The following is a 21,424-nucleotide window of genomic DNA, read 5'->3' as shown; positions in this document are numbered from 1 at the left end:
TACATAGAGAAGCGAGCAACCAAGGCTAGACCTTGATTGCTCGCTTTAACTATTTTATTATATGGGGTCATTTAAAGAAATGGATAGAGCTACGAGATATTTCAAAACCATATCATCATATTTTTCCAACGTGGTTTTATCAATATGTTCTTTTGAACCATGTATAATATTGTTTAACTCTCGTATCATGTCGCAATATGATTGAACAGATCGCCCCTTGAAACAGTCTCGTATCATGTGGTTTTTAGCTGGATGTTTTATACTTTCTAACACTTGAATAACATGGTTTATCTTGTTCTCACTTATAAATGATACTTCTGTTGATGTTGTTCCGAATAAGCAATCCCTTGTTTTATTATAGTTTGCTATACTGCCTGTGTTAAATGCTCCCTCATTTGCTTGATACCAAATGCACCAATACCGCAACGCTATTTCGAGCAGAAGCCTATATAGATAAGCTGCAATGCGCCGCAATTCCATATCAGTATTTATTTGAAGCCCTATAGCAAATTCTAAGGTTGGCTTAAAGACAGCATGATCTATATTTATGCCTTTTCCACGCCATTGGAATAAAAGTGCTGGATTTACTTTATATCGGTTGTTTTTCCTTTTTTCTGATCCGGGAGTTGACGTGTAAGTTATAGGGCCAGATTGCTCCACAGCATCAGATGTAGTATCAGCTTGGTTTGAAATAGATGGCAGAAATACTTTCTTAGGCTCAAAATCATCACCATATTGTTTTGCCTCTACTGCTGAAGGCAATACAAGCTGTGGAGTGGCATGATGTTCTGTATTAGGGAAAAGCAACTGCTTAAATTCTTCTAATTCCTTTTCGCTCTTTAGACGTGGTAGATATCGAGAATAAGGCCCCCGTGTTTTGGCGTCGCGTAATTTTTGGTAGGTCGATTTTATAAAGTCTACATTAGTAAAGTCCCACTCGTCATCAACACCAAATATTTCTTTTACTATTTCATTTTTAAAAATAGTATCCAAATCTGTATATGGTATCTTCCTGAAATCTGACTTGCGGTTTAAATTACATATTTTACTGACTTCGTATGCATATGGGTAAATCGCCTGCTTGTGATTTTGCCTAAATGCATAGTCGCGTTGAAACGCCTCCCAAGGGATTTGCCCTCTCCCCCCTGCTTCTCCGGTATGTTCTACCTCAATAAGACGAAGTGCTTCCTCGACATCTGTTACATATACTAATATCTCGGTATCTAATGTCAAATCAATTTTATTTTCGATTTTCTTGAAGCGAGTATCTTTCCACAGAACACATTTTATGACAGAAATTCGCCTGTTTCCATCATAAATGTTATAGGTGCCGTTTTCGTTTAAGACCGCAATTGGTTGCCGGTGAGGATTGAGACCATGACTAAAGATATCACTTGCCAAAACTTTCATTTTATTTAATCCAACTTCGTCTATAAGAATTTGGATTGCTTCATCTTCAGTCAAGATTTGCTCATTTGCCATCCTTGGATTATCGGTCCATACTATCAAATTCTTAATGGAAATAGACTTTATTGATCCCATTATTCATCACCTCAAACCGACAGTTTATTGAAAAATATAAATTCATTTGCTTTCTTTTTACTTTGCAAGCTGTAGTTAAGAGAAACCGTGTCCACTATTCGCTTTGCATATATTTCTCTAATTTCTTGACAAACGTCATAAGTAATAATCCAAGGGATATCTTTCAAATTGGCTTCTATAATCGCTGCTAATTCTCTGTGATCATCCAGTTCAAAAAAGTTCGTATAAAGTTTTTTGCCTTTATTAAAATAGGGCGGATCAATAAAGAAAAATGAATGATCTCTATGAAAATCAGAAATTAGGCACTTTGCATCTAAATTACATATATTAATATGTGCTCTGTTCTCTGCTATCCTTTGAATTAGTGCAATTAACCTTAACTTATTAAACCTGCAATCTATTTTGTAATTTCCGCTTTGATCTAAACCACCAATCGGACCAGCCTTTAATATTCCAGAACGGTTTGTCCTGTTCAAGAAAAAGGTTGCAAAACCCAACTCTAACAGAGAAAATTCGTTGACATTTGCGTATATATATTTTTGTCGGTGCCATTCATCTATTGTAATAGGTGTTTTTTCGATTAAGGCAACAAATTCATCCGTTTGGTGCACTATGCTATGCCAAAAAGAATATATGGAGATATCAAAGTCATTGATAGTTATTTCATCAACGACACCCTCAAATAAAAGTCTTATTGCGATCCCGGCTCCACCGGCAAATGGCTCAACATAATGGCATCCACGGAGATTGTTTTTCTCCAATATATCTAAAACCATATTGTACATTTGATTTTTTCCACCTGGATAGCGCAAAGGAGAGTATGATATCCCCATAAAAATTCACCAACTTACGTTGTTTTTTACATTGTACCATATATATTTAGGGAAAACTACATGTTCACCTCAAAATTCGTCAAGAAAAAGCGAGCAACCAAGGTAATTAACCTTGATTGCTCGCTTCTTGTTGATATCACAGCCACACCGTTACGGCGAAACCACCGTTAAAGTAATAGGTGTTCGTGTAATACCCTTGTGGTGGAGCCGAGGGGAGTTGAACCCCTGTCCGAAAGCGCATTCACAGTGACTTCTCCGGGCGCAGTTTGTCGTTTGGCATTCCCTCTGCTGTCCGCCGACAAACAGGCTGACAGGTTCAGTAGAGTCATTTTACATGACGGGGGCAACTCTTACCCCGTACACGTTCACCACTAATCGACGCCAGACACCCGGGCCGTGGTCCTCCCGGGGCTGACGGGCTAAGCCTTAATTAGGCAGCCAGAAGTTTAGAATTGTTGTTGTTTAATTTATAAAAATTAAATTGGAGCTTTTTACGCAGCGCCCCGCTGCGGCCCGCTATCCCTGCTTCAACACCCCCGTCGAACCCGTTACGGCCCCATATAAAGTGGGGCAAACCGGTTTGCGCGGAGCGCAGGTGATTTTTCTTCGATCAACGATTTCTCATCTTCATCGCGCGGTCGATCTCGCGCTTTGCGTCGCGCGCGGCAATGCTGTCGCGCTTGTCGTACGTCTTTTTGCCGCGGCATAGGCCGAGCTGAATCTTGACGCGCGAATTTTTAAAATACACGGCAAGCGGAATAAGGGTGTACCCTTCCTGCTTGGTGCGGCCGTACAGACCCGCGATTTCCCGCTTGTGCATGAGTAAACGCCGCACGCGCAGGGGATCCTTATTAAAGATATTGCCCTTTTCGTAGGGGCTGATGTGCATACCGCGCACGAACAGCTCGCCTTCTTTAAAGGAGCAGTACGAGTCCTTGAGGTTCACCTGTCCTTGGCGGATGGATTTTACCTCTGTTCCCGCCAGTTCGATGCCCGCCTCGTATTTTTCCTCGACAAAGTAGTCGTGCCATGCTTTTTTATTGGCGGTGACTTGCTTTGTGCCCTGTTTTTCAGCCATGGCAGCCTCCTTTTCCGTGGTACATTTTATAATACCACGGGCGGGCGATAATGTAAAGCGTCATCTGTGTTACAAATTTCGCGTAAAAATGCCGAAATACTCTTGCGCTTTGTTTAAAAATAGCCTATACTGGGTCCACAAACCGGTCCGCATGGCGCACGGCGGACGGACATATACTAACCGTAACGCTAAGAAGGAAGTGTGTGCATGATGACCGATGTATTGATCCTAGGCGCGGGCCCCGCTGGGCTGACCGCCGCCATTTACGCACGGCGCGCGGGCCTGACCGCCACCGTATTCGACAAGGGGTTTGCCGGTGGGCAGACCATCATCACGCCTGAAATAGAGAACTATCCGGCGATCGCCTCTATTTCCGGCCCTGAATTTTCGCAGCGGCTGTACGAACAGGCGGTATCGCTCGGCGCGGCGTTTAAAAATGAAGAGGTGCGGCGCGCGCAGCTTTCGGGCACGGTGAAAATTCTTTCGACCGAGCAAGGCCCATACGAGGGCCGCACGGTCATACTGGCCGGCGGCGTCAAGCGGCGGGAGCTTGGCTGCCCGGGCGAAGCCGAGCTTGCGGGCAAAGGCGTTTCCTACTGCGCCACCTGCGACGGCGCGTTTTTCCGAGGCAAGCAGGTGGTGCTGGTCGGCGGCGGCAACACGGCGCTGGAGGACGCGCTGTTCCTCTCCAACCTATGCGAAAAGGTGACGCTGGTCCACCGGCGCGACCGCTTCCGCGGCGAAAAGCAGCTTTCCGACGCGGTGCTCGCGCGCGATAATGTAGACGTGCGGTATTCGAGCGCCGTCACCCGCATTTTGGGCGAAAGCCATGTGGAGGCCGTCGAGATCACGAATCTAGTATCCGGGCAGGCCGCGCGCATCCCCGCCGCCGGGGTGTTCATCGCCATCGGCTACGAGCCGGACAGCGCGCTGATCGCGGGTCAGGTAACGGTGGACGAAGCGGGCTATATCGTCGCCGGGGAGGATTGCCATACCAACCTATCCGGCGTGTTCGCCGCGGGCGACGGGCGGCAGAAGCCGCTGCGCCAAATCGTCACCGCCGCTTCGGACGGCGCGGTGGCCGCCTATCAAGCGGCGAATTATATCAACGCGCAATAAATATTAGAGCGAGGAACGTACAACGGCGTTCCTCGCTCTTTTGCCGCGCCTTGCGGCGCTTTTTTTATTCCACGCGGTTTGTCAGCGAACCGATCGCCCCGATTTCGCAGACAACGGTATCGCCCTTTTTCAAAAAGCGCGGCGGCGTAAAGCCCATGCCCACGCCCGCGGGCGTGCCGGTGGCAATGACCGCGCCCGCCCGGAGCGTCATGCCGGAGGACAGCTCCGCGATCACCTCGTCCACGCCGTGGATCAGGTGATCCGTGTTGCTGCTTTGCCGTATTTCGCCGTTTACCGTGCTGGAAATCGCCAGCGCGGGCGGGAACGCGACTTCGTCCGCCGTCAGGATGCACGGCCCCATGGGCGTGAAGCCGTCCAGACTTTTGCCGAAATACCACTGGTTATAGGTGGTCTGCAAATTGCGGGCGGACACGTCGTTTACGACCGTGTAGCCGAAAATATAGTCGGGCGCGTCCTTTATCGAAACGTTTTTCGCGTCCCGCCCGATGACCACGCCCAGCTCGGCTTCGTAGTCAAGGCTGTCCACCAGTTCTTCGTAGGCGGGGATGGGGTCGCCGTCGCCGGTGGCCTCGAAAACGCGCTTGCCGAAATAGGTCGGCTTTTTCCGGTCGACCAAAAACGCGTCCTCATGAAAGCGGGCGGATTCCACCGCGTGGTCGGCGTAGTTGATGCCAAGGCACATCAAATCCTGCTCCGGGCGCGGAATGGGCGCGCGCAGGCGCACGGTGTCGATGCGGCGCGGCGCGCCGGTCGCCGTTTCGGGGTCGCGCAGGCGTTCCAGCTTCGCGGGCGTGATGCGGCGGATCAGGTCGAGCATATCGGTGAAGGAAAAGCCGAACGCCTCCACCGGCCAAAGCAGCCCGGGCCACTGGGCATAGCCCACGCCGAGCTGATCCCTCCCCTCCTCTGTTTGATAGGTGTAAAGCTTCATAGTTACCGTTTCCTTTCTGCTGTTACGGAAACGGGCGCGGAGCATTTGCTCCCCCGCCGTTTTCCGTGTTTTATCAATCGACCTTATCATAGCACAAAGGACGCTTTCTTAAAAGCGCCCTTTGCAAAACTTAACTTGTTTTTTATGCAGCTCGTTAGAAAAGGGCGGTCGTCCCCCCTACTCTATACTTATCATGTGGGGCGCGGGGCCGCTTATGTTGAAGGCCTTCAGCCGTGGCACGATGTTTTGCGTTTCCAGCGCGATCGATTCTTGGTGCAGCGTAATCAGTCGTTCCTGCTGCTCTGTGTTATAGATTACAAAATCTGATACCGCAAGTATTTCAGACCATAGAATCGGCCTGCCAAATACGCTTATGTGCGCCGGCTTCATTTTCGCGTATCGATGTCTTTTGATGAGGCGTGACAAAATTGCCACCGGCTCCGAAACAGCCATTGCCTGATCTACCAAAAACAGCGCACTATTGCAGCGCTGTAAGATAAACCCCACAAATTGTTTTAGATGATACAATATTTCATCGGTAATCACCGTATGATCTAAAAGCAAACTGCAAATAACCGGCTGCGACACGACATCTATCCTACTGCGCTCCATTACCCTTGATTTTGCATAGCCCGTTAACGCGTGCGCGATTTTGTTCAGGCGTAATCCTATCGTTGTTGTGGACCGGCTATAGCAATTCGCAAGTTCCAAAAGGGTTGCACCGCAATCGCGTTGTTGTTTTAGCTGTTGTTGCGCAGGCGTCAGGCAGGGAATACAGTTTTGTATGAAGCGCAAGGTGTCTTGTTGTACAAGATCAATTAGCTTTGCTTTTGAAAGATGGGCGTATCGATATAATTGGTTGTCAGAGGCGAGATCGGTATAGTGATAGCAAATCACATAGTCGGACCGGTCGATCACCCAGCGGTCTATACGGTTGCGCAGCCGTATATATTTACGATTGTTTTCACATGCCATTAAACTGGAGGATACAACCAGATGGTCGACGATACAATCCGGAAAATACCAATCCTCATCCACCGATCGTTTCTGCCGCCATTTATTTGCCACGGTTGTTATTTCGATACGTTTATGAGGATAGGCCAGTTTAGCTTCCACCACAGCACACAGGCATAATAGCATGCATTCGCCCGTTTCAGAGGGGAACAGGAAATTGATATCATCGTGAACCTCTGCGATCTCCAATACAGCTTGTTGCAAGCGCGTATAAAAATACGTGTCTATTACAGGATCATCACAGAGGAAAGTACATGTTGTCATTGGTCATTCCCTCACTTTTCGTTTTGGTTTTTTACCAAAATTATCAACGTGACATATATGTATCCGATCTAGTCCCAATTCGACTTCGCGTTCCCATTTTAAATATATTTTATAACTACAAATCTATAGTTATATTAAAACTACAGAATTATAACATACTAAAATTGATTTTGTCAAGTTAATATATAACTATAAGGGGTGAGTAGTATGGCCGAAGAAATTAAAATTACAAAGAAAGCTCCTCGTAAGGGCGATGATGGATATAAAGTCGTCTCTGTACGCATGAAAGATGAAACTATTGCACAGTTGGACGAACTGTCAACACAAACAGATCGTTCTCGTAATGAATTAATTAATCTTCTCTTAGAATCGGCAATACCCATGGTTAAAATTGAAGATTAACACAAATTATAAAAACTCAAATGGACAGTAGGCAATAAGAAAGAGTGGAACTCAAAAGGGTTCCACTCTTTCTTCATTTTGGAGGCTCGCTTCGCTCGCAATAAAAAGCGCGGCGGTAGCCGCGTACGGCGGCGTGAGTCACCGAGCTTGTAGGGCGCGACGCCCTCGGCGCGCCGTCTCGAAGGGACGTAACACTTGCTGAAAAACCATGTCGCTTCGCTCGGCCATACCGGCCTGTTTCATGCTATCACTTATCCCGGTGCTTCGCTCTCGGCGCGCCGAGGGCGTCGCGCCCTACAAGCTCGGTGACTCACGCCGCCGCACGCGGCTACCGCCCCGCGCATGAAATTTGTGAGCGAAGCGAACCACCGATCAAACGAAGCGCCGGGATATGTGGGCGCGCAAAGCAGGCCGGTCCGGCCGAGCGAAGCAACCCGTCCACTGAATCCCTAGGCACCCGATACGGCTTCATGGCAAATTGTTGATATAACAAAAGGGCGGCAAACGCCGCCCCCGGACAGGGTTAGGGAAAAGAGTAGAAGTCAAGAGGGCGAGGAAAACCGCTAGGTGTTCCTTGCCCTTTTGCCCCCGCGCCGGGCGGCGCACCGTCCCCCGCGCCGGACGGCGCATCGTCCCTCGCGGCTACCGCCGCGTTTTTTATTGCGAGCAAAGCGAGCCTCCGACGAATCCCTTGGCACCCGATACGGCTCCATGGCAAATTGTTAATATAACAAAAGGGCGGCAAGCGCCGCCCAAGTCAGGAGCAAGGGAAAGGAATGGAGTTCCAAGGGGAAGGGAAAACCGTACGGTTTTCCCTTCCCCTTGGCCCCGCGCCGGGCGGCGCATCATCCCTCGCGGCTACCGCCGCGCTTTTTATTGCGAGCAAAGCGAGCCACCCAAAAAGCAGCGCTGTTTTATGCTTTTTTCCGTGTTAAGAAAATTCCAACGATCGCCCCTATCAGGACAATCGGCGCTAACCTGACAAACAGCCATTCAAATGCGTGAAAAGCTACTCCGACAATCGCGGTTTCAGGGTCACGATAATTCCAACCCAAGTAAGGACTCTTGCATACGAATAAGGCCGCAGCGAGGATTCCTATGACAATACACAAAGAGATCAGCAGCCAATGAAGAATTTTTCTTCTTGTGGTTTTCCTTCGCGCAAGCTGTAAGTTTATAATCTCCAGTTTTTCGGAAAGCATTTTTATGTCGTCAACCTTCGACTCGGTAACAGTTTCTCCAAGCAACGTGCTTGCGGATGTTTCAAGCGCCTCTGATAGGGCAATCAACATATCAGAATCAGGAACTGACAAGCCTTGCTCCCATTTAGAGATTGTTTGCCGTACCACATTCAGCTTAATCGCAAGCTCTTCTTGCGAAAGTCCTTTTGACTTTCGGAGTGCTTTTATGTTTTCGCTTAACATGCGGGATAACCTCCTTTCTTTCAGTTGTTGCCACTATTGTATGAGAAACTGCCCGTTGCTACAAGCAACGCATGTTAACATTCACGCTTTATGGCCGTCATGAAAGACAATTTTCGATTTATCGAGTACGCCTTTTCCCAAAAAGCGCGCTTGATAACCTGATTTCATTACAGTATCTTGCTTCCCCCCATACCCTCCATACAACTTCTCATTCGCTACTATGAATCCGCCTTACGCACATTCACCTCTGCACAAACCAATTTTGCTATATGCTCCGCTGTTTCATTTGTCAGCAGGAAGAACATTCCATCGTTACGGCATTTTTTATGCGTATCGCCGTTTAGGGCATAGACAATACCTTTCACACAGGTAGCGCTGCAATCATTCGGATCAATAAGTCTCTTGCAGTCACGGGAAGCAGTCATTTTCTTTTGCATATCGGCGGGCAGGGAAGCGATGATATCCTCATATCTGCTCGCATTGTCGCCGTAAATCCGTGCCAGAATGCCCGACTTGCGAAATACCCAATTCATAACGGTTTTCTTCTCTAGTTGATAGGACGCAGCATAACCGCTTTTCGCTTCTTTGATGACGAGATCACAACCCTGTTGCATAAGTTGGTTATTCAGTTTCTCGACAAACGCTTGGTGTTCTGGCGCAACTGCCGAAAGGAACTCCTTGAATGAACCCTTTTCTTTTGCCATTATCTTTTCTCCCTCAAATTCCGATTTTCCGAATACGCTTTTCCCCAAAAGGCGCGCTTGAAAGCCTGATAAACCAGTATTTATCAGTCATCAATATCTATTCTTTCAATTTTGAAAATAACTGGTCTGGTACCATCATTGCAACAGGCAATCATGATTTTATCATCATTTGTCCATCCATGCATTATTGCTCCGCCTTGAAGCGCAGAATAAATATATCTACTAATTGCGTCCCATGCTTCTGAGCAGAAAGGAACACCATCTGTACCACAATGCATTGTGCCAAGGAGAAAGTAATACACCTTCATCTGGTTTCCCACTCTTTATCAGTGTTCCTGCTCCCATATGCCAATAATCATCTCGTTCATCATTTCGATAAAACATAAATTCATCGCCTACATTGTAGCAAGGACATTTACCGCTGTCCGGTACAGCGCAATACTGCGCTTGCAATTCAGGAAATAACTTTTTGTCCAAAACTGTAACCTTTACTCTATGTTCCATAACATATCTCTCCTTACAAATTCCGATTCGTTGAGTACGTTTTATCCGCGCAAGGCCGCGCCGCGCTACTCCGTTGCTCCTCATACGCGGGCTTTGCCAGTCAATCAGTCCACAACAACAGGAAAGGCAGGCTGTTCCTGTTCTATCCCAAATTGCGCTTTTATACCGTTTCCTCCATTCCCTTTGTCCGCGTGCGCGCTCGCGCATGATCCGCCCTTTTCTATACACTAACTGAAAAGCGAGCGGTCTGTCAAGCAGTTCCGCGTATTTCATCGGCGACTTGATGAAATACCGCGGCGCTCGAACGGCAACAAGGGCGCTTCCCGACCGGTCGACACGCCGACGCATCGGCTGAAAACGGTCAAAAAGCGCCCCATTCAGGCTTAATTTTCTTATTTCATGTCCCGCACCTGCCGCAGCAGGCCGTCGATACGGCTTTGCGGCACAAACCGCCGCCCCATCTGCAAAATGCGGTAAAGCGGCATGCCGTACACCCGGCGGCGCACGTTCGCGTCGCGCAGGATGGGAAATTCCTGCATCAGCAGCGCGCGCACGCGCGCGTTTTGCATCAGCTCGCCCACGGTCACGCGGCCGTTTCTTAGATCCATTCGTTTCTCACCTCCGTGGGCATTCTATGCATTTGCCCCGGACGCCGCTCTGTGCTACAATAGGAGCGAGGTGATTTTCCCATGGAACAAAACTGTGATACCTGCGCCCTGAACGTCTATGACGACGAGGCGGACGCGTATTTCTGCGAGGCCTATATCGATCAGGACGAGCTATACCGCCTGCAAGCGGGCCATGTGAAGGCCTGCCCCTATTACCGGTCGGACGACGATTACGCGATCGTGCGCCGCCAAAACTGACGCGGCGTTACAGAATGACGCGGCGGGGCTTGGGCTCGATTGCGCGGAGCACGCGGCAGGGGTTGCCCGCGGCGAGCACCCCGGCGGGAATATCCCGGTTGACCACGCTGCCCGCGCCGATCACGCTGCCATCCCCGATCGTCACGCCGGGCAGCACGCAAACGTGCGCGCCGATCCAAACGTTATTGCCCACGGTGATGGGCTTGGCGTATTCCAGCCCGGCGTTGCGCTCGGCGGCGTCCAGCGGGTGGCCCGCCGTGTAAAACCCGCAGTTCGGCGAAAGGTACACATGATCGCCAAAGGTAACGGGCGCGCCGTCCAGCACGGTTAGGTTGTGGTTGGCGTAAAAATGCTTGCCCACCCGCATATTGTAGCCGTAATCCACGAAAAACGGCGGCTCGATGATAATATGCTCGTCGCAGCGCGCGAGCAGCGCTTGCAAAATACGAAGGCGCTCCCCCGCCTGCGCGGTGCGCGTTTGGTTATAATCAAGGCATATATCCTGCGCGCGTGCGCGGTCCGCCAGAATTTGCGGATCGTAATTCGCGTCATAAAGCAGCCCAAGGGCCGCTTTTTCTTTTTCCGTCATAAAAATTCCTCCTTTTGGCCTATCGAAACGATAATACCACGCCCCGCCCGGCGATGCAAGCCTTTTGCCACGGGTGCATAGTATGAAGGGAAACGCAAAAAGGAGGAACCCCCTATGTTTTATGTCAGATCGACGGACGGCGTAAAAATCGCCGTTTTTGAATACAACCCCTGCGGACGGCGCACGGCCGTGCTCGTTCACGGCTGGCCGCTTTCCCACAAAATTTACGAATACCAGATCGAGCTGCTCACCCGGCACGATTACCGCGTGATCGCCATCGACCTGCGCGGCTTCGGCGAATCGGACGCGCCCGCGCACGGCTACTGCTACGATCAGATGGCGGCCGATCTGTACTGCGTCGTCCGCGCGCTCGGCCTATGCTGCTTCGCGCTGGTCGGCTTTTCCATGGGCGGCGCGATCGTGCTGCGTTACATGCGCAAATTCCGTGGGTACGGCGTATGCCGTTTGCTGCTGCTTGCCGCCGCCGCGCCGAGCTGGACCGAGCGCCCCGGCTTCCCCTACGGCATGACGCGCGAGGCGGTGGACGAACTGATCGAGCTGGCGCAGACCGACCGGCCCCAACTCGCCTGCCGGTTCAGCCACGAGCAGCTGTTCGCCAGCCCGCACCCGGATTCGGTCAAGGATTGGTTCGAGCAGATCGCGCTTTCCGCGTCGGGCGTGGGCACGGTGCAAAGCGCCTTCGCGCTGCGCGACGAGGACGGCCGCCGCGATCTGGACTGCGTACATGTGCCGACCACCATCATCCACGGCGACAAGGACGTGGTCGTTTCCAGCGAGCTTGCCGCGTACCAGCACGAAGCCATTCCCGGCTCGCGCCTGTACACGCTGGACTGCTCGGGCCACGGCATCATGTACGACCAGCTTGAACTGTTCAACAAATACTTCCTCGACGGCCTGATGAACTGAACCGCCCCCTTCACCGCCCGCCCAAACTGCGCACAGCAAACGCGGTAGCCGCGTACGGCGGCGTGGGTCACGCCGCCCTACAACATGGGCGATCGCCTATCGAGTAGGGCGGGCTGACCCAGCCCGCCGAGAGCGAAGCACCGGCAAAACTGGGCGCGCCGAGGGCGCCGCGCCGTCCTCGCGACTTCCGTCAGTCCTTCTTGCGCCGGCCGTAGCCCATATCCTGCAACAGGTTCGCGAGCACGTGCAGCCGTTCGGCCAGCAGCTCGTCGTCGCGCGAGAGCGCGTCCGCGAAGAGCTTGATGTCCTCGTCGATCATGGGGTTGTTCTTGCACACGGCCACCGTCATCGCATCGCCCTGCAAGCCGATGCGGTCGATCTGCGGGTCGTCCTCGTTGTACAGCTTGGGATAGCGGTACGCGTCCGAAAAATACTGCCGCGCGCGGCAGGTCAAAATCGCCAGATCGAGCACGCGGTGCAGCGGCAGCTCTTCCGACTGGCGCGACCACTTTTCGCCCGTGTAACGCCATACCTTGGCGGAGATATCCACCCGGCCCCGGTCGTTCCACTGGGCTAGGCCCAGCGACAGGCCCTTCGCGTCGCTTTCGTACGCGCTGCGCCCATCCACGTTTTCGTAATTTTCCACCGTTACGACCGGCTTGTGCTTAAGTGTCGTTGGTATCTGCATGGGTCCTTCCCTTCTTTCATAGTTAGTAAATTAGTAATTTAGTAACTATAGTATACCACAAATCCAGCGGCTGTCAACCCCGGCGTTCCATGGCATAACGGCCCGGCTCCTTCGTCCACGCGAAGGAGCCGGGCCGTTTCATCGTTTTGGGAATGCGGTTCAGCGGATCGGCAGCATGCGGCCGGTTTGAAAGGATTCCAGACAGCGGTACGCCGCTTCGGACACCGCCGTACCGTCATAAACCGTGACCGCGGGGCGGCGGCCCTCCCGCACACAGTCCGCGAAGCCGATCAGCTCGGCCACGTAGGACGCGTGCCAGCGGCTCACAAAATCCTGATAGCCCGGGCGGCAGTAGCCGTGCGCGTCGAGCACCTCGATCTGCGTATCCGTCGAAACAGAGCCGATGCGCAGCGAACCCTTGGTGCCGATCACCTCGGTCTCGAAATGGAAGCCCTGCGCGGCCGCGCGCCCGGCGAACATAAAGCCCATGGCCTCGTTATCGCACTGCACCAAGGCGCTGATATTGTCGCCGTCGTGCAATTCGCGGTATAAATCGTACTCGAACACGCCGCCAATGCCCCACAGGTTTTTGATCTCCGACCCGGTGAACCACCGGATCAGGTCGATATCGTGCACCGTCATATCGAGGAAATTGCTGCCGGAATGCGGCGCGAACGCCAGCGCCTGCTCGATCATGGAAACGCAGTCGTGCGTGTAGGAGCGCACCAAAATGATCTTGCCAAGTTCGCCCGCGTCGATCCTGCGTTTGGCCTCCGCGTAGTTTTTGTCAAAGCGGCGGTTGAAGCCGAGCTGAAAGATCAGCTCCGGATGCGCTTCGACGATCCGCTCCGCCCGCTTGCATTGCTCCACCGTCGTGCCGAGCGGTTTTTCGCAGAACACATGCTTGCCGTGCCGCATGGCGATCTCGATCTGCTCGGTATGCAGCGCGGAGGGCGTGATGATCGCGACCGCGTCCAGCGCCGGGTCCGCGCACATCGCTTCAAAGTCCGCATAGGTTTTTGGTACGCCCAGCTCTTCGGCCACCCGGCCCAGCAGCGCCTGATCCACGTCGCAGATCGCGGCCAGTTCGGCGTTCACGACCTCGCGCGCCAGATTGCACGCATGCTCATAGCCCAGACGGCCCAGCCCGGCCGAGCCGATTTTTATTTTTTTCATGCAAGTCCTCTTTTCCGTATCGTCGTTTTTTCAGCCAAGGCCCAGCGCGCGCATCGCCTCGCGGTCGCGTTTGGCGGCGGGCAGGGGGCGGCCCGGCTGCGCCGGATAACAGTCGTGCTCGATGATCAGCCAGCCTTCGTACCCCGCCGCTTCCAGCTCGCGGCGAAACGCTACAAAGTCGATCATCCCCTCGCCGGGGCCGCGGAAAATCCCCTCGCCCGAGGCCTGCACGGGCGTCAAACGCTCGCGCAGCATCCTATCCCGCACGGCGCGGTCGCAGTCCTTGATGTGCAGGAACGGAATGCGCGCGCTCCATTTGCGGTAAAACGCCACCGGATCGCCGCCGCAGCAAACATGGTGCCCGGTATCCAGACAGAGCGGCACCGCCGTGTCCCGCAGAAAGCGTTCGATCTGTTCCTCGGTCTCAATGGTCAGCCAGTTTTCCGGGTCCTTTAAAAAGGTCTTGTCGGTCAGGTGCGGATGCATGACGCAGGTCACGCCGTATTTTTCCTTTGCGTACTCGTAAATTTTCTGGCAGCCCGCGCAATACGCGCCCCAATCGCTCCGGGCGATCACCTCGGGCAGCAGTACGATATGGCGCGCGTCCGGGAAGCTGCGCAGCAGCTCGCACATGTCGTCCACCGTGCGCAGCGCGGCCGCGAGCCGTTCCTCCGTCACCGGTTCGACCGGCAGCGTGGCGGACGCGAGCGTTAGGCCGCGCTTTTCCAGCGCCGGGTGCAGGGTATCCACGGTATTGGGGAAAAAGCCCCAAGGGCCAAGCTCCACGCCCGCGAACCCGGCCTGCGCCATCTCGTCCAGCACCTGCTCCCACGGCGGCTGCTTATCGTCCTTTACATAGATCACGCCCCATGAATCCGGCGCCACGCCTACTTTTGTTTTCATGCTGTTTTCGCCTCCTGTTTTATGATGCGTACTGATCGACATTGTCCGCCGTGACCGATTCAAACGGCACAAGCACCTCGCTGTCCACATTTTCGCCGTTTTTCAGCCGCATGGCCACGTCGTACGCCGCTTCGGCCTGTCCGGGCGCGTTCTGCAAGATCGTTTGCACCATTTCGCCCGCCTGTATGGCCGCGTACGCCTCCTTCAGGCCGTCAATGCCGGTCACCTGCACGCCCGCAAGGCGGTTCGCGCCCTTGAGCGCTTCGACCGCGCCCAGCGCCATTGAATCGTTCGCGGCGACGATCGCGTCAAACCGGTCGTACTTTTGGATCCAATCCTCGGTGAACTGCATGCCCTTGGCCATTTCGTAGTTGCCGTCCAGCTCGGCTAAAATCTCAACATCGCCGCGCCCGGCTTCTTCCAGCGCGTCGAGAAAACCGTCGTGCCGCTCCACCGAATGCTGCGCGCCCGAGGTGCCGGCCAGATAGAGCACCTTGGCGTTCTGCGGCAGCGACTTGGCCATAAATTCGCCCTGCATGTGCCCCGCCTCATAATCGCGCGAGCCGACATAGATATAATCGCCCGCGGTCGCCTTGACGCCCGCCAGCACGACCGGAATGCCCGCCGCGTTCGCGGACTGCACCGCCGGAACGACCGCGTCCGAATCGATCGGGTTGATGATGAGCACGTCCACCCCCGCGGCGATAAACGTATCCGCGTCGCCGAGCTGCTTGGTGGAATCGCCCATCGCGTCGGCGCATTGCAGTTCAAACGGCTTGCCCGACGCATCGACCTTTTCAATCAGCGCGTCCTTGCGGATGGCGCAGAAGGTGTCCGCGTCGTTGGCGTTGCAATAGGCCACCGTGAACGTGCCGCCGTCCGTGGGCGCGCCGTCCGCGTCCGCGCCCGCGCCGCTCCCCTGTCCTTCCGTTTCCGCCGGCGCGCCGCAGCCCGCCAGCAGGCCCGTCAGCATCGCGCCAGCCAGCGCCGCCGCGATCCATTTGTTTGCTTTTGCCATGTTTGTCTCCTCCTTTTTGTTCCGTTCATTTCGATATGGCAAGACGCTGTGCGTCCGGCTCACTCACTTGGCCCGCGTCGCCGCCTGCTTGGTCACCACGTCGATTATGACCGCGACCAGTATGATCAGCCCCTTGACGATCTGCTGCCAATAGGCGCTGATGCCGAGCAGATTTTGCGCGTTGTTGATGATGCCGACAATGATCGCGCCGATCAGCGTGCCGGTCACCGTGCCCGAGCCGCCCGAAAGCGACGTGCCGCCGACCACGCAGGCCGTGATCGCGTCAAATTCATAGGCCACGCCCGCCGAGGGCTGCGCCGTGCCCATGCGGCTCATGAACAAAACGCCCGCGACCGCCGCCATCAGGCCGTCGATCAGAAACGCCTTGCGCACCACGTTTTTGGATCGGATGCCCGAAGCCTCCGCGGCGTTGATATTACCGCCCACGGCGAACAGGTGCCGCCCAAAGCGCAGCTTGTTCAAAATGATCCAGCAAACCGCGAACAGAACGGCCAGAATGAGCACCGAAATGGGAAGCGGGCCGATATAGCCCTGCCCGATCACCTTGTACGCCGCGTCCATGCCGGAAACCGGCTTGCCGCCGGTGATGAGCAGCGCGGAGCCGCGCGCCACCGTGGTGACGGCCAGCGTCATGATAAATGCGGGGATGTTGAATTTGGTGATCACATAGCCGTTGACGCCGCCGATCACCGCGCCCATGCCCATAGCGGCGCATAGGGACAGCGCCAGCGCGGGCCCCGCGCCCAGCCGCTCCTGCAGCCCTACCATGGTCAGGCAGGAAATGCAGCCGAGCAGCGCGATCTCCGACCCCAGCGCGACGTTGATATGCCCCAAAATAATGACAAACTCCACGCCGAAGCCCAGTATGGTGACGACGGCGATCTGCCGCAAAATATTGGTCAGGTTTTTCTGGGCGAAAAAGCCCGGTACAAACATGCTTGCCAGTATAAACAGAAGGACCAGCAGCAGGATCGTGCCGTATTTTCCGTAAAACCGGCCGAAGTTGAACCGCCGCTTGCCCATTGCCGTGCTATTTGCATTCATTTTCATCCGCTCCCTTTGTCGCCAGCATCATGATGCGCTCCTGCGTCGCCTCCGCGCGGTCTAATATCCCGTTGATGCGCCCGTCCCGCATGACGGCCACGCGGTCGGACATGCCGAGGATCTCGGGCAGCTCGGAGGATACCATGATGATCGCCATGCCCTGCCGCGCGAACCGGCACATCAGCTTGTGTATTTCGCTTTTCGCGCCCACGTCGATGCCGCGCGTCGGCTCGTCGAAGATCATCACCTTCACCTTGCCGATCAGCCACTTGGCCAGCACGACCTTTTGCTGGTTGCCGCCCGAAAGCGTCCGCGCCTGCACGCGCTGGTGCGGCACCTTGATGCGCAGCAGCTCGATCATTTCCTCGGCCGCCCGGTCGATCTCCTTGTCGCTGACCCACATGCCGGCGCGCGTGAACCGGTCTAGGTTGACCAGCGCGATGTTATCGTGAATATCCCGCCCCAGCACCAAGCCGTAGCCCTTGCGGTCCTCGTTGATCATGGCGACGCCCGCCCGGATCGCGTCCGACGTATGGCGGATGGCAAGCGGCTTGCCCTCCAGCAAAATCTCGCCCTCGCTCAGCGGGTCCAGCCCGAAAATCGCGCGCATCACTTCGCTCCGGCCCGCGCCGACCAGCCCGGAAAACCCAAGAATTTCGCCCGCCCGCACGGAGAAGCTGACGTCGCGAAACCGGCCGCCGTCCTTTTTGCTCTGCGTCAGCCGCCGCGCCTCAAACAACGTCGGCCCGATCGGCACCGCCGTGTCCTTGGGGAATATTTCGGTGATCTCGCGCCCCACCATGCGGCTGATGACCTTGTTCACGTCGTACGCCCCGACCGGGCCGGTCTCCACCCACTTGCCGTCGCGTATGATCGTGATCTCATCCGCGATGCGGAACAGCTCGTCCATTTTGTGCGTGATGTAAATAATGGCCACCCCCTGTTCGCGCAGGGCGGCTATCTGCCGGAAAAGCACCTCGGCCTCGGTCTCCGCGATGGCGGAGGTCGGCTCGTCCATGATGATGAGCGAGGCGTTCATCGAGATCGCGTGCGCGATCTCGACCAACTGCTGCCCGGCGATCGACAGCTCCTTCATCCGTTGGCGCGCCTGAAACGGCATGTGCAGGCGGTCGAGCAACGCCTGCGTGTCGCCGTAGAGCGTATCGTAATCCACAAACCCGCGCCTTACCGGCTCGCGCCCCAGAAAGATATTTTCGGCGATCGTCATCTCCCGGATCGGGTTCAATTCCTGATAGATCATCGCAATGCCCATGGAAATGGTATCGTATACCGTGTGCCGCCCGACCGGCTTGCCGCGAAAAAGCATCTCGCCCTCGTCCGCGGCGTAGGTGCCGTTGATGACCTTCATCAGCGTCGACTTTCCCGCGCCGTTCTCCCCGCAGATCACATGCACCCGGCCCGCCCGGATGCGGAGCGACACCCCGTCCAGCGCGCGCACGCCCGGAAATACCTTGACGATATTGCGCAGCTCCAGCAAAAATTCGCCTGCTTGCTCCATATCGCGCAGCCCCCTCCCTTTTGTTCGTTCTGCCGTTGCTTGATTTGTCCTGCCGTTTGTTCACCGCTGTTTGCCGTTTGCAGCTTGGATTGTCCTCATCATATCGAAGCGACGCGCAAAGAAACAGGAAATAGTTGCTCACTTTTCAGGCCGCCGAAAAACAGCGCCCGCGCGCGGCCCCGCGCTATCCGCCAATGTCAATAAATCGTCGCTTCCCGTTTTGTTGACAATTCCTAAAAAAAGCGGCGGCGCGGCCAAAAAAAACAAACGCGGCGAGATTTTTGAAAAAATCTCGGCCGCGCTGTCTTTTCTTGCGATTGATGAAACCGGCAGGCTTATTTTCGCTTCACCGGCCGGCAAACCGCCCGCCCGCATGTCGGAAAAGCGCGAAAATAGAGCCTATTTATATTTGCGCGAGCAGCCGGTACTGCGATCGGAACAGCCATTGCTGGCTGAGCAACCGGTACTGGGTGGGGTTCATGCCCACATACTTATAAAACAGTTTGTTCATATGGCACGAATCCGCAAAGCCGCTGTCGATCGCAATATCCGTGATGCTTTTGCGCGTATAGGTGAGCCGCGACTGCGCCTCGCCGATCCTGCGGCGAATGACATACTGCATCAGCGAATAGCCGGTCTCGCGCTTGAACAGATGCGATAAATGGTATTCGCTGATGTGGAACAGCGCGGAGAGCCGCGACAGCGTGATATCATCGGCATAGTTTTCATCCAGATAGCCGATCACCTGATCGACCGGCGTGCTTTTTTGCGGCAGCGGCTGCATGCGGCCGCACATTTGCTGGATCAGCTCGATCAAGGCGCAGGCCATAAACTGGCAGGCGCTTTCCGAATAGGGCGTTTGACGGAGCTGGCAGGTATACATCGCGTCGGCCAGCTGAAAAAGCTGCTGAAATTCCTCCGGTTCGCGGAACAGCGGGCTTGCGTCGGAGGGCACCAGCCAGTTTTCCGGCAGGCCCACCGTTTCCAGCCCGGTAACGCCGATGCAGTAGGATTCATACGGCGTTTTCCGGTCAAAGGTCTCCTCATGAATCCAGCCGCTGTTGCCGATCAGCACGTCGCCGCGCTGGACCGCGTAGGGCGCCGCGTTCAGGAAAAAGCGGACGTTGCCGCCGTAGACCAAATAGATCTCCAATATGCTTTTGTGCATGTGCAGGTAGTGCGTTTCCTGATCGTGCGCATTGTGATCGACGTACAATAAGCGCGGCGTTGTTCTCATGGTTTTTGAAGCGATAAAGCTCATGGCAAGCACCTCCCAGCTCTCGGCGATCCTGTGAAACGACCCGCGCGGCCTACCGCCCGTACGGTACCTTTACTATATCGTTTCCATTTTCTTGCCGCAAGGAAATACTTGTGATTTTCGGGCGGGTCGGCCGGGGGCGCAAGGCCGCGGCGGCTGAAAGCTTACGGGCCACGCCGTTTCATTGCCCGATCCTACCGAAGGCGTTCCATCCGCTGTTCGCCCTTTTCCGGCACTTTGGCCGGGATTATCAGCATTTATTCCACGTTTTTCCGCGTTTTCAGAACAAATCGCAAGATTTTCTAAATTTTCTCCTCTTTCCTATGCGTTTTTCTCTCGACTTTTGCGCGGCGTTGCGTAATGAAAAAAAGGAGCTGCGACGAAACGCGTTTCGTCGCAGCCCCTCAGCGTGTTTATGAAATTCTATCGCGCGGGTTTGGCGCGGGTGTAGTTCGCGGCGGCGATGCCCACGCACACCAAGAGCAGCGCGGCGAGGTTGCGCAGCGTGAAGATGGTTTCGCCCAGCACGAGCGCGGAAAAGACCGCGCCGAACACGGGGATGCAAAAGCTGAACAGCGTGACCCGGCCCACCTGAAATTTGCCGAGCAGCGCCGTCCACACCGAAAAAGCCACGGCGGAAAGCACCACCATATAGCCGAGCAGCGCCACGCCCGCCGGGCTGACCGTGCCCAGCGCGCCGCCCCGCGCCATGCCGAAGGCGAGCAGCAGGCCGCCGCCCGCGGCGAGCTGCCAGCCGGTCAGCAGCATGGGATCGCGGCCGGGCGTGACCACGCGGGAAACCAGCGCGCCCGCGCCCGCCGACACGGCGGAGAGCAGCACCAGCCCGTCGCCCCACGAAAAACCGCCCAGCCCGCCGCCCGCGTTCAGCACCACCACGCCCGCAAAGCCCAAGGCGCAGCCGAGCGCCTTAAAGCGCGTCAGCTTGTCGTCCCGCAGCAGCAAATGCGCGAGCAGCACGGCGAAAAAGGTCTGCGTGCCCGAAAGCACCGAACCCTTGACCCCGGTCGTCTGCGACAGGCCAATATAATAGCAGATATACTGCAAGATTGTTTGAAAAAGGCACAGCGCGGCGATGGGCGCAAGCTCGGTGCGCTTCGGCGCGACGCGGCGGCCCCGCAGGCCGTTCACCAGCAGCACCAGCAGCCCGGCCAGCAAAAAGCGCCAGCCCGCGAACACGAGCTGCGAAGCGGTATCGCCCGCCGCCACGGAAAACAGCCGGTAGCCCGATTTGACGCACGGCGCGGCGCTGCCCCACAGCGCGGTGCACAGCACCGCCGGCAAAACGAGCGTTTTCAAATCGCCCGCGATTTTCTTTTGTTCCATTCCATATCCCCCCGCCCTGCATGCAGTATACCATTTTTACGTTTTTTTCGCAACAGACAAAGGCCTACCGCATCGACGATCGATCGGTAGGCCTTTCACTGACTCTGTTCAGTTGTCATTGGTTTTGCAAGCTCCTTCTGGGGCAGGCAATCACCCTGCCGTCACTTTACTTACTTGGAAGCGCGGCGGGCCTTGCGGGGGGTGTTGGTCTTGATGCGAGCGCCGTCCAGATCCA

23 protein-coding genes and 1 other RNA gene are annotated in these 21,424 nt (G+C 55.0%); 4 read left to right on the top strand and 20 right to left on the bottom strand.

Features of this window, described 5'->3' with window-relative positions; all coding sequences use genetic code 11:
- Window positions 1-57 precede the first annotated feature (57 nt).
- From RWV98_RS06610 to smpB, 4 genes are all read right to left on the bottom strand, one after another.
- Window positions 58-1,464 carry a hypothetical protein gene (locus RWV98_RS06610; RefSeq protein WP_317864652.1) on the bottom strand — a complete coding sequence of 469 codons (1,407 nt, stop codon included), beginning with the start codon at window positions 1,462-1,464 and terminating at the stop codon, window positions 58-60.
- An 89-nt stretch (window positions 1,465-1,553) separates the two neighbouring features.
- Complete coding sequence (locus RWV98_RS06605) at window positions 1,554-2,375, bottom strand: DNA adenine methylase (protein WP_317864650.1); 822 nt, start codon at window positions 2,373-2,375, stop codon at window positions 1,554-1,556.
- Between the two features lie 199 nt (window positions 2,376-2,574).
- Window positions 2,575-2,933, bottom strand: a transfer-messenger RNA (tmRNA) gene (gene ssrA / locus RWV98_RS06600).
- 52 nt (window positions 2,934-2,985) lie between these two features.
- Window positions 2,986-3,453, bottom strand: coding sequence for an SsrA-binding protein SmpB (gene smpB / locus RWV98_RS06595; protein WP_280963115.1), 468 nt, complete (start codon window positions 3,451-3,453; stop codon window positions 2,986-2,988).
- A 207-nt stretch (window positions 3,454-3,660) separates the two neighbouring features.
- Between smpB and trxB the strand changes: the two genes are divergently transcribed.
- Window positions 3,661-4,572, top strand: coding sequence for a thioredoxin-disulfide reductase (trxB, locus tag RWV98_RS06590; protein WP_317864649.1), 912 nt, complete (start codon window positions 3,661-3,663; stop codon window positions 4,570-4,572).
- 64 nt (window positions 4,573-4,636) lie between these two features.
- Here trxB and RWV98_RS06585 read toward each other — a convergent pair whose 3' ends face one another.
- Together RWV98_RS06585 and RWV98_RS06580 are read right to left on the bottom strand one after the other, a co-directional pair.
- Entirely contained in the window at window positions 4,637-5,524 is an 888-nt protein-coding gene (locus RWV98_RS06585; RefSeq protein ID WP_317864648.1) for a fumarylacetoacetate hydrolase family protein, read from the bottom strand.
- A 177-nt stretch (window positions 5,525-5,701) separates the two neighbouring features.
- A complete protein-coding gene (locus tag RWV98_RS06580; RefSeq protein WP_317864647.1) occupies window positions 5,702-6,802 on the bottom strand; it encodes a hypothetical protein in 1,101 nt (366 codons plus the stop codon).
- Between the two features lie 207 nt (window positions 6,803-7,009).
- Here RWV98_RS06580 and RWV98_RS06575 point away from each other — a divergent pair, with 207 nt between their 5' ends.
- Window positions 7,010-7,204 carry a ribbon-helix-helix protein, CopG family gene (locus RWV98_RS06575; RefSeq protein ID WP_317864646.1) on the top strand — a complete coding sequence of 65 codons (195 nt, stop codon included), beginning with the start codon at window positions 7,010-7,012 and terminating at the stop codon, window positions 7,202-7,204.
- Window positions 7,205-8,118: 914 nt separating this feature from the next.
- On the opposite strand, the gene RWV98_RS06570 is transcribed toward RWV98_RS06575, so the two are convergent.
- From RWV98_RS06570 to RWV98_RS06550, 5 genes are all read right to left on the bottom strand, one after another.
- Window positions 8,119-8,628, bottom strand: coding sequence for a helix-turn-helix domain-containing protein (locus tag RWV98_RS06570; protein WP_317864644.1), 510 nt, complete (start codon window positions 8,626-8,628; stop codon window positions 8,119-8,121).
- A gap of 218 nt (window positions 8,629-8,846) precedes the next feature.
- Window positions 8,847-9,332, bottom strand: coding sequence for a hypothetical protein (locus RWV98_RS06565; protein ID WP_317864642.1), 486 nt, complete (start codon window positions 9,330-9,332; stop codon window positions 8,847-8,849).
- A gap of 83 nt (window positions 9,333-9,415) precedes the next feature.
- A complete protein-coding gene (locus tag RWV98_RS06560; protein WP_317865711.1) occupies window positions 9,416-9,610 on the bottom strand; it encodes a TIGR04076 family protein in 195 nt (64 codons plus the stop codon).
- Window positions 9,555-9,836, bottom strand: a complete 282-nt coding sequence (locus RWV98_RS06555; RefSeq protein ID WP_317865821.1) for a hypothetical protein — start codon at window positions 9,834-9,836, stop codon at window positions 9,555-9,557. Before RWV98_RS06555 ends, RWV98_RS06560 begins: the two co-directional genes overlap by 56 nt.
- Before the next feature lie 392 nt (window positions 9,837-10,228).
- Window positions 10,229-10,444: a hypothetical protein gene (locus tag RWV98_RS06550; RefSeq protein ID WP_280963105.1), complete on the bottom strand. Its 216-nt coding sequence runs from the start codon at window positions 10,442-10,444 to the stop codon at window positions 10,229-10,231.
- Window positions 10,445-10,525: 81 nt separating this feature from the next.
- On the opposite strand from RWV98_RS06550, the gene RWV98_RS06545 reads away from it, so the two are divergent.
- Window positions 10,526-10,702 (top strand): DUF6472 family protein, encoded by a 177-nt coding sequence (locus tag RWV98_RS06545; RefSeq protein WP_280963104.1) that lies wholly within the window; start codon window positions 10,526-10,528, stop codon window positions 10,700-10,702.
- Between the two features lie 7 nt (window positions 10,703-10,709).
- Here RWV98_RS06545 and RWV98_RS06540 read toward each other — a convergent pair whose 3' ends face one another.
- Complete coding sequence (locus tag RWV98_RS06540) at window positions 10,710-11,291, bottom strand: sugar O-acetyltransferase (RefSeq protein ID WP_317864641.1); 582 nt, start codon at window positions 11,289-11,291, stop codon at window positions 10,710-10,712.
- 114 nt (window positions 11,292-11,405) lie between these two features.
- Between RWV98_RS06540 and RWV98_RS06535 the strand changes: the two genes are divergently transcribed.
- Window positions 11,406-12,218: an alpha/beta fold hydrolase gene (locus tag RWV98_RS06535; RefSeq protein WP_280963102.1), complete on the top strand. Its 813-nt coding sequence runs from the start codon at window positions 11,406-11,408 to the stop codon at window positions 12,216-12,218.
- Window positions 12,219-12,408: 190 nt separating this feature from the next.
- Here RWV98_RS06535 and RWV98_RS06530 read toward each other — a convergent pair whose 3' ends face one another.
- The 8 genes from RWV98_RS06530 to RWV98_RS06495 all read right to left on the bottom strand — a co-directional run bounded on the left by RWV98_RS06530 (window position 12,409) and on the right by RWV98_RS06495 (window position 21,189).
- On the bottom strand, window positions 12,409-12,906 hold the full coding sequence (locus RWV98_RS06530; protein WP_317864639.1) for a DUF6530 family protein: 498 nt from the start codon (window positions 12,904-12,906) through the stop codon (window positions 12,409-12,411).
- 159 nt (window positions 12,907-13,065) lie between these two features.
- On the bottom strand, window positions 13,066-14,082 hold the full coding sequence (locus RWV98_RS06525; protein WP_317864638.1) for a Gfo/Idh/MocA family oxidoreductase: 1,017 nt from the start codon (window positions 14,080-14,082) through the stop codon (window positions 13,066-13,068).
- A 30-nt stretch (window positions 14,083-14,112) separates the two neighbouring features.
- Window positions 14,113-14,985 carry a TIM barrel protein gene (locus RWV98_RS06520; protein WP_317864636.1) on the bottom strand — a complete coding sequence of 291 codons (873 nt, stop codon included), beginning with the start codon at window positions 14,983-14,985 and terminating at the stop codon, window positions 14,113-14,115.
- A gap of 19 nt (window positions 14,986-15,004) precedes the next feature.
- On the bottom strand, window positions 15,005-16,003 hold the full coding sequence (locus RWV98_RS06515) for a sugar ABC transporter substrate-binding protein (RefSeq protein WP_317864635.1): 999 nt from the start codon (window positions 16,001-16,003) through the stop codon (window positions 15,005-15,007).
- A gap of 63 nt (window positions 16,004-16,066) precedes the next feature.
- Entirely contained in the window at window positions 16,067-17,068 is a 1,002-nt protein-coding gene (locus RWV98_RS06510) for an ABC transporter permease (RefSeq protein ID WP_317864633.1), read from the bottom strand.
- Window positions 17,055-18,587: a sugar ABC transporter ATP-binding protein gene (locus RWV98_RS06505; RefSeq protein WP_317864631.1), complete on the bottom strand. Its 1,533-nt coding sequence runs from the start codon at window positions 18,585-18,587 to the stop codon at window positions 17,055-17,057. Before RWV98_RS06505 ends, RWV98_RS06510 begins: the two co-directional genes overlap by 14 nt.
- A 403-nt stretch (window positions 18,588-18,990) precedes the next feature.
- Window positions 18,991-19,848: an AraC family transcriptional regulator gene (locus RWV98_RS06500; RefSeq protein ID WP_317864629.1), complete on the bottom strand. Its 858-nt coding sequence runs from the start codon at window positions 19,846-19,848 to the stop codon at window positions 18,991-18,993.
- A 420-nt stretch (window positions 19,849-20,268) separates the two neighbouring features.
- The gene (locus tag RWV98_RS06495) at window positions 20,269-21,189 is read right to left on the bottom strand and encodes a DMT family transporter (RefSeq protein ID WP_317864627.1); all 921 of its coding nucleotides are present in this window, start codon (window positions 21,187-21,189) and stop codon (window positions 20,269-20,271) included.
- Window positions 21,190-21,424 lie beyond the last annotated feature (235 nt).

Source organism: Agathobaculum sp. NTUH-O15-33 (assembly GCF_033193315.1).
Classification (GTDB): domain Bacteria; phylum Bacillota; class Clostridia; order Oscillospirales; family Butyricicoccaceae; genus Agathobaculum; species Agathobaculum faecihominis_A.
The sequence above is the reverse complement of the archived record's forward strand: the minus strand, read 5'-3'. Positions and strand labels throughout refer to the sequence as shown.

Bases quoted from the DNA above. Each gene is read 5' to 3' on its own strand.
- trxB (WP_317864649.1), top strand. From the start codon at position 3,661: ATGATGACCGATGTATTGATCCTAGGCGCGGGCCCCGCTGGGCTGACC.
- RWV98_RS06515 (WP_317864635.1), bottom strand. From the start codon at position 16,003: ATGGCAAAAGCAAACAAATGGATCGCGGCGGCGCTGGCTGGCGCGATG.
- RWV98_RS06510 (WP_317864633.1), bottom strand. From the start codon at position 17,068: ATGAATGCAAATAGCACGGCAATGGGCAAGCGGCGGTTCAACTTCGGC.
- RWV98_RS06505 (WP_317864631.1), bottom strand. From the start codon at position 18,587: ATGGAGCAAGCAGGCGAATTTTTGCTGGAGCTGCGCAATATCGTCAAG.
- RWV98_RS06585 (WP_317864648.1), bottom strand. From the start codon at position 5,524: ATGAAGCTTTACACCTATCAAACAGAGGAGGGGAGGGATCAGCTCGGC.
- RWV98_RS06605 (WP_317864650.1), bottom strand. From the start codon at position 2,375: ATGGGGATATCATACTCTCCTTTGCGCTATCCAGGTGGAAAAAATCAA.
- RWV98_RS06560 (WP_317865711.1), bottom strand. From the start codon at position 9,610: ATGCATTGTGGTACAGATGGTGTTCCTTTCTGCTCAGAAGCATGGGAC.
- RWV98_RS06540 (WP_317864641.1), bottom strand. From the start codon at position 11,291: ATGACGGAAAAAGAAAAAGCGGCCCTTGGGCTGCTTTATGACGCGAAT.
- RWV98_RS06495 (WP_317864627.1), bottom strand. From the start codon at position 21,189: ATGGAACAAAAGAAAATCGCGGGCGATTTGAAAACGCTCGTTTTGCCG.
- RWV98_RS06575 (WP_317864646.1), top strand. From the start codon at position 7,010: ATGGCCGAAGAAATTAAAATTACAAAGAAAGCTCCTCGTAAGGGCGAT.
- RWV98_RS06550 (WP_280963105.1), bottom strand. From the start codon at position 10,444: ATGGATCTAAGAAACGGCCGCGTGACCGTGGGCGAGCTGATGCAAAAC.
- RWV98_RS06565 (WP_317864642.1), bottom strand. From the start codon at position 9,332: ATGGCAAAAGAAAAGGGTTCATTCAAGGAGTTCCTTTCGGCAGTTGCG.
- RWV98_RS06545 (WP_280963104.1), top strand. From the start codon at position 10,526: ATGGAACAAAACTGTGATACCTGCGCCCTGAACGTCTATGACGACGAG.
- RWV98_RS06555 (WP_317865821.1), bottom strand. From the start codon at position 9,836: ATGGAACATAGAGTAAAGGTTACAGTTTTGGACAAAAAGTTATTTCCT.
- RWV98_RS06570 (WP_317864644.1), bottom strand. From the start codon at position 8,628: ATGTTAAGCGAAAACATAAAAGCACTCCGAAAGTCAAAAGGACTTTCG.
- RWV98_RS06580 (WP_317864647.1), bottom strand. From the start codon at position 6,802: ATGACAACATGTACTTTCCTCTGTGATGATCCTGTAATAGACACGTAT.
- RWV98_RS06500 (WP_317864629.1), bottom strand. From the start codon at position 19,848: ATGAGCTTTATCGCTTCAAAAACCATGAGAACAACGCCGCGCTTATTG.
- RWV98_RS06535 (WP_280963102.1), top strand. From the start codon at position 11,406: ATGTTTTATGTCAGATCGACGGACGGCGTAAAAATCGCCGTTTTTGAA.
- RWV98_RS06520 (WP_317864636.1), bottom strand. From the start codon at position 14,985: ATGAAAACAAAAGTAGGCGTGGCGCCGGATTCATGGGGCGTGATCTAT.
- smpB (WP_280963115.1), bottom strand. From the start codon at position 3,453: ATGGCTGAAAAACAGGGCACAAAGCAAGTCACCGCCAATAAAAAAGCA.
- RWV98_RS06530 (WP_317864639.1), bottom strand. From the start codon at position 12,906: ATGCAGATACCAACGACACTTAAGCACAAGCCGGTCGTAACGGTGGAA.
- RWV98_RS06525 (WP_317864638.1), bottom strand. From the start codon at position 14,082: ATGAAAAAAATAAAAATCGGCTCGGCCGGGCTGGGCCGTCTGGGCTAT.